Source organism: Eudoraea sp., assembly GCF_049665975.1.
Taxonomy (GTDB): Bacteria; Bacteroidota; Bacteroidia; order Flavobacteriales; family Flavobacteriaceae; genus Eudoraea.
On record NZ_JBATGR010000338.1, the window covers coordinates 1 to 5,777 of the forward strand.

Below are 5,777 nucleotides of genomic sequence, written 5' to 3' on the forward strand. Positions count from 1 at the left end.
GAATTATGCCGCCCCCTCCGTAAACCACCTTCCCCTTAGGAGTGGTGAACTTCAAAGAATCTGCTACTTTGATGCTATCAACAGAAATCAGCTCTCCGTTATGATAGCGATCTGTAAATTTTTGATAATAGTCCTTATTTCCATTTTTATAAGTCTTTTGAATAGAACGACCTGTAGGTGTGTAATATCTCGATACTGTCAGGCGAACGGCTGAGCCGTCGCCCAGTTCCATTTCTCGCTGAACCAATCCTTTGCCAAAAGATCTGCGTCCAACTATTGTTCCTATATCGTTGTCTTGCAGGGCTCCTGCTATTATTTCACTTGCGGACGCGGAGCGTTCGTTTATTAGAACATAGACAGGTTTATCTTCGAAATTACCCTTTTTTGTAGCAAAGGTTTTTTCTATTTTCCCTTTTTTATTTTTAGTATATAAGATTAACTTACCATCCTTTAAAAATTCGTCAGCTAACTGCTCTGCAATTCCCAGATAACCTCCAGGATTATCCCTTAGATCAAGAGTTAGCTTTTTTGCCCCCTGACGCTGCAATATCCGCAGTGCCATGTTGAATTCTTTATAGGTAGATTCGGCAAATCTGTTTATTTTAATATATCCCATTTCAGGGGTAAGCATATAATATGCCTGAACGCTTTTTATTGGTATGCGGTCTCGCTTAAGATTTACCTTAAATAGTTTATCTTCAGATTTACGATAAATCTGAAGTTGAACTGATGAACCATTTTGTCCTTTCAATCTATCTACAATAACATCACTTGGTAGTCTTTTTCCATAAAGTGTATCACCGCCAGCCATCAATATTCGGTCTCCCGCCTTTATACCTTTAAGGAAACTAGGACCCTTTTCTACAGTTCGAATTACCGTAATAGTATCCTTATACATATAAAAATTTATCCCTATGCCAACAAAATCCCCCTTCATATTTTCAGCTACCCGGGTCATTTCGCTTTTGGGAATATAGACAGAATGAGGATCCAGTTTGTCCAGAATATTATTTACTGTAATATCTACTATACTATCTGTATTAATATCATCAACATACTCATAATCAATATAATCTATAAGTCTGTTAAGCTTATCTTTTTTAGAATTCGTTGTGAATAATTTCTCTGGCGTATCGTTAAAATGAAGTTTTCCACCAACAAAGATTCCAAGAGACATAGCCAGGGCTACGATTGTTGGCCATATGTAATAATGCTTCTTCATTTAGTCTAAGTTATATTTTAAACAGTACTTTCAATAGTAGGTAAGTGTCGTAATTCAACCCCTGCCCTTTTTAGAAATTCTAATCCTGAATTATCTTTATATTCAATTTGATATACCACACGTTTTATTCCAGATTGGTGAATAAGCTTACTGCATTCCCGACAGGGTGATAGCGTAATATACAAAGTGGCGCCTTCACAAGACTGCGTTGAAGCGGCCACCTTTGACAGGGCATTTGCCTCAGCATGTAGAACATACCATTTGGTATATCCCTCATCATCCTCACAAAAGTTTTCAAATCCGGTTGGTGTACCATTGTATCCATCCGAGATAATCATCCTCTTCTTAACCACAATAGCTCCTACCTGTTTGCGCTTACAATAGGATAATTTACCCCATTCATGAGCCATTCTCAAATAAGCTTTGTCGTATTTTTCCTGTTTACTTTGTTTCACCAAACAGAATCTTTGTATGCCCCATGTTAATTCTGGTAAAGCACTAAGATACCTGCTTTGGAAAAGTTCCACAACCTTATACGGTTAATTTTTAATTAAAACCGTTGTCTGGCAAATAAAACCTGAAAAATTATTCCCTTCATACTTATTAAAGTTAAAAGGGCAAAATAAACATATAACCGCTACCACGACCAGCTATTTAATAGCATAGGTATGGTAAATAAAACAATTACTGAAGAAATTAGTACTGTGAATACTGACCGCCTCATGCCAAACTTACTTTGCATAATAAAAGCCAGGGTTAGTATTGAAAATATTACTGTGATCTGGGAAATTTCTATTCCGCTGGCAAAACCTAACAAAGGCCCAATTTTTTCTTCTTCTTCACTCATCAACATGTTGAAGTAATTAGAAAACCCAAACCCATGTATTATACCAAAAAAAGTTGTGGCAAATTCAAGCAGGTATGCATTTTTTTTACCTTGGGCCATAAAAACCTGCACTATATTACTAACAGCAGTCAACAATATGGTTAATGGAATTAAGAATTCAATTAATTCTACATCAACATTAATAATGTCATAGGCAGATAATAGTAAGGAAAGACAATGAGCGATGGTAAATAATGTGGCTAATACAACTACTCTCTTCCAATGCTTAAAGGTAAAAGGAGCAGTAAGAGCGGCGAGAAATAAAACATGATCATAAGCGCCCCAATCCAATACATGGTCAATTCCAAGTTTGCAATAAAACCAAAAGTCATACATGCAAAATTCTTTTAAAAATAATTGGGTTTAAGTATTAAAAGATAGTCTGAGGCAAGCAATTTCATCATTTTGTATGTCAACTATATTCCCCTTTCCTTTTGTATCTGCTCATAAGCTCTCTGAACTTCCTTGAACTTTTCCTCAGCCCCTTTTTTAATAGCCTCATTCTTCGTTATCACTTTATCCGGGTGATACTTTTTCGCCATTTTCCGATATGCCTTTTTTACTTCATCGTCTGAAACCCCCTTTTCTATTTCTAATATTTTATAGGCATTGTCTGCAGACTTGATAAACATAGCCTTAATGCTTTCAAAATCTTGCCTTCCAACTCTGAGGTAAGCAGCGATTTCCTTTATTTTTTCGATCTCGGGATTACTTATGGCCCCATCGGCCTGAGCTATGCCAAAAAGAAAATGCAACAATTGTAATCGTACCTCATAGCGCGTACGCTGATTCAGGTATGTACAGATACGCTGAGCCGATATTTCTCTGTTTTTAATAACCTCATTAAATGTCTTAAAAATTGCATTAGCTTTATCCTTGCCATATGTACTGAGAAAATATTGCCTTACATAGTCCAATTCACGCTGACTCACCTGTCCATCTGCCTTAATGACAATAGAACACAATGAAAGAAGATTTAGTTCAAAGTCTGCAGGCGACACCTGTTGCCTCGTGAAATCACTAAAGACCGTTCTTGAACCTGAACCACTATTTAGATTATCAAGAAAACTCCCAATTAAAAAGCCCAAAATAGCTCCCGGTAGACGAAATAGAAAATAACCCACAATTGCGGCAAACCACCTAATCATATCATTAGTAAAATTTGCGCAAATATAGAATAATATCAATAAATACTATACTTAAAGAATGGTTAAGCTTTTCATTTAGGTTATTGCAAATTCATTATCTTTGCCAATAATTCAAATAAAAAAAATGCTTATGTATCCAGAAGAATTAGTAAAACCAATGCGAGCAGACCTGTCTTCAGCCGGGTTTGAAGAATTATATACATCAGAGGCTGTTGAAAATGCCATAAAACAAAAAGGCACTACCCTGGTAGTGGTGAATTCTGTATGTGGCTGTGCTGCTGCGAATGCCAGGCCGGCTGCAAAATTAAGCCTGGAAAATGAAAAAAAGCCAGATCATCTTGTCACTGTTTTTGCAGGGGTAGATACCGAGGCAGTAGATGCAGCAAGAAATCTTATGATTCCATTTCCTCCATCATCACCAAGTATGGCTTTATTTAAAAATGGCGAATTGGTACATATGATTGAAAGACACCATATTGAAGGAAGGCCTGCAGAATTAATTTCTGAGAATTTAATGGAAGCATACGAGGAATTCTGCTAAATTTAATGGGGCATTTATCATAATTTTCCGGGATTTTATTAAGGATATCATTTGTATTCATAAAACCTGATTTGGCCTAAAAACTTTTTAGTTCGTATAAATATTTGTAAAAAACCGCTTCTATAGGAGCGGTTTTTTATTTTTGTGTCATGCAAAAAATATTGGCTTATCCGCTTACAGTATTATATTTTATCTTTTTTGGAATAGTTCTTCTTGTTTTTCATCCAATTCAATGGATTTGCTTTAATCTATTTGGATATAATGCCCACAAAAAAAGTGTAAGTATTCTCAATTTATTATTATTAAGATGCACCCATGTTCTGGGTACCAGGTATACTTTTACCAATCCCTATAAAATTCCTAAAGACAGGCCCCTTATTATTGTTACGAACCACCAAAGCATGAATGATATTCCGCCTATAATATGGTATATGCGCGCACATCACCCTAAATTTGTAAGCAAAATAGAACTGGGAAAAGGCATTCCCAGCGTTTCATACAATCTTAGGCATGGTGGATCTGCACTTATTGATAGAAAGGATGCCAAACAAGCCCTTACTGAAATATCTAAACTCGGCCGTTATATAGAAAAATACAACAGAAGCGCGGTCATTTTTCCTGAAGGTACAAGAAGCCGGACCGGACATCCAAAAAAATTCCAAACAACGGGCTTAAAAGTTCTTATGAAACAAGCACCCTCTGCATTAATAGTTCCCATAAGTATCAATAATTCATGGAAAATGCTTCGTTACGGAAAATTTCCATACGGGATTGGATCACATTTAATATTCAAGGTACATCAGCCGCTCAATAATAGTGGAAAGCCAGATGAATTGATTAAAGAGGTAGAACAAGAGATAACTAGTGGTGTAAATTCCTTTTAATGAACAGGAAAGCGATTTTAAAAAAGACAAAAGACTTTGTCAAACAAAGGTTTAAAGGAGCTGAAGGAGGCCATGATTGGTATCATACAAAAAGGGTATTGGCAAATTCTATTCATATAGCTAAAAAAGAAAATGCCAATTTATTTATAGTTCAACTCGCGGCACTTTTACATGATATTGCAGATTCTTAGTTTCATGAAGGGGACGAAACTCTGGGGCCCAAAATAGCTTCTGAATTCCTGAAAGAACACAATGTAGATGAATTAAGCAGAGTGCACGTCATAAATATTATAGAGACCGTATCATTTAAAAATAGTCTGTCCACGACAACTATGCCCTTTAATTCTATTGAACTACAGATAGTACAGGATGCAGACAGATTAGATGCGATTGGGGCCATAGGTATTGCCAGGGCTTTTAACTATGGGGGATTTAAAAACAGGGAACTCTACAATCCTAAAATTGTCCCAAATATGATGATGAGTAAGGAAGAATATAAAAAGTCTGGTGCTCCTACAATCAACCACTTTTATGAAAAATTGCTGCTTTTAAAAGAAAAGATGAATACATCTACCGGCAAAAAGCTGGCAGAAAAACGACACAACTTTATGCTAAGTTACCTGGATCAATTCTATCAGGAATGGGAAGGTATAAGATGACATCGTGATCATTTAAGTCCATTATTTTTAGAAATTAACGATCTACCTTAACTATTCAGGGATACGTCCTATTTTTTTGTATATTCTGTCCTTATTTTAAAATCATACTCCACTATGAAAAGAAGAAGTTTTGTCAAAAAAGTCGCTGCATCTTCTACTGCTTTTTCAATTGTCCCCAGCTTTGTTTTAGGGAAAGGTCATGTGCCTCCCAGTGATACATTATATGTCTCAGCCTTTGGTGTGGGTGGCCGTGGTGCAGGGGTTATGAACGGTCTTGATAATACAAATAAGGTGAAGTATGTTACCCTATGTGATGTAGATGACCGCAGGGCAGCAAAGAGTTATAAAAAATACCCGGATGCAAAACGCTACAAAGATTTCAGAAAAGTATTTGACCATCATTTGAATGAAATAGATGCCATAATGGTTGCTACCCC

Annotated in this window: 6 protein-coding genes and 2 pseudogenes; 4 read left to right on the forward strand and 4 right to left on the reverse strand. The window is 36.3% G+C overall.

Features of this window, described 5'->3' with window-relative positions:
- The 4 genes from WBN20_RS11775 to WBN20_RS11790 form a co-directional block, all read right to left on the reverse strand.
- A partial coding sequence (locus tag WBN20_RS11775) for a S41 family peptidase (protein WP_424281819.1) occupies positions 1-1,222 on the reverse strand: 1,222 nt, incomplete at its 3' end.
- 17 nt (positions 1,223-1,239) lie between these two features.
- Positions 1,240-1,677 (reverse strand): deoxycytidylate deaminase, encoded by a 438-nt coding sequence (locus WBN20_RS11780; protein WP_424271406.1) that lies wholly within the window; start codon positions 1,675-1,677, stop codon positions 1,240-1,242.
- A 182-nt stretch (positions 1,678-1,859) separates the two neighbouring features.
- Positions 1,860-2,444, reverse strand: coding sequence for a HupE/UreJ family protein (locus tag WBN20_RS11785; protein WP_424281820.1), 585 nt, complete (start codon positions 2,442-2,444; stop codon positions 1,860-1,862).
- An 80-nt stretch (positions 2,445-2,524) separates the two neighbouring features.
- A complete protein-coding gene (locus WBN20_RS11790) occupies positions 2,525-3,256 on the reverse strand; it encodes a TerB family tellurite resistance protein (RefSeq protein WP_424281821.1) in 732 nt (243 codons plus the stop codon).
- Positions 3,257-3,386: 130 nt separating this feature from the next.
- Between WBN20_RS11790 and WBN20_RS11795 the strand changes: the two genes are divergently transcribed.
- From WBN20_RS11795 to WBN20_RS11810, 4 genes and pseudogenes are all read left to right on the forward strand, one after another.
- Complete coding sequence (locus tag WBN20_RS11795; RefSeq protein ID WP_424281822.1) at positions 3,387-3,797, forward strand: BrxA/BrxB family bacilliredoxin; 411 nt, start codon at positions 3,387-3,389, stop codon at positions 3,795-3,797.
- Between the two features lie 149 nt (positions 3,798-3,946).
- Positions 3,947-4,681 (forward strand): lysophospholipid acyltransferase family protein, encoded by a 735-nt coding sequence (locus tag WBN20_RS11800; RefSeq protein WP_424281823.1) that lies wholly within the window; start codon positions 3,947-3,949, stop codon positions 4,679-4,681.
- Positions 4,681-5,340 (forward strand): annotated as a pseudogene (locus WBN20_RS11805) (HD domain-containing protein). Before WBN20_RS11800 ends, WBN20_RS11805 begins: the two are co-directional and overlap by 1 nt.
- Before the next feature lie 114 nt (positions 5,341-5,454).
- Positions 5,455-5,777: pseudogene (locus WBN20_RS11810) on the forward strand (Gfo/Idh/MocA family protein); the annotation flags it as partial.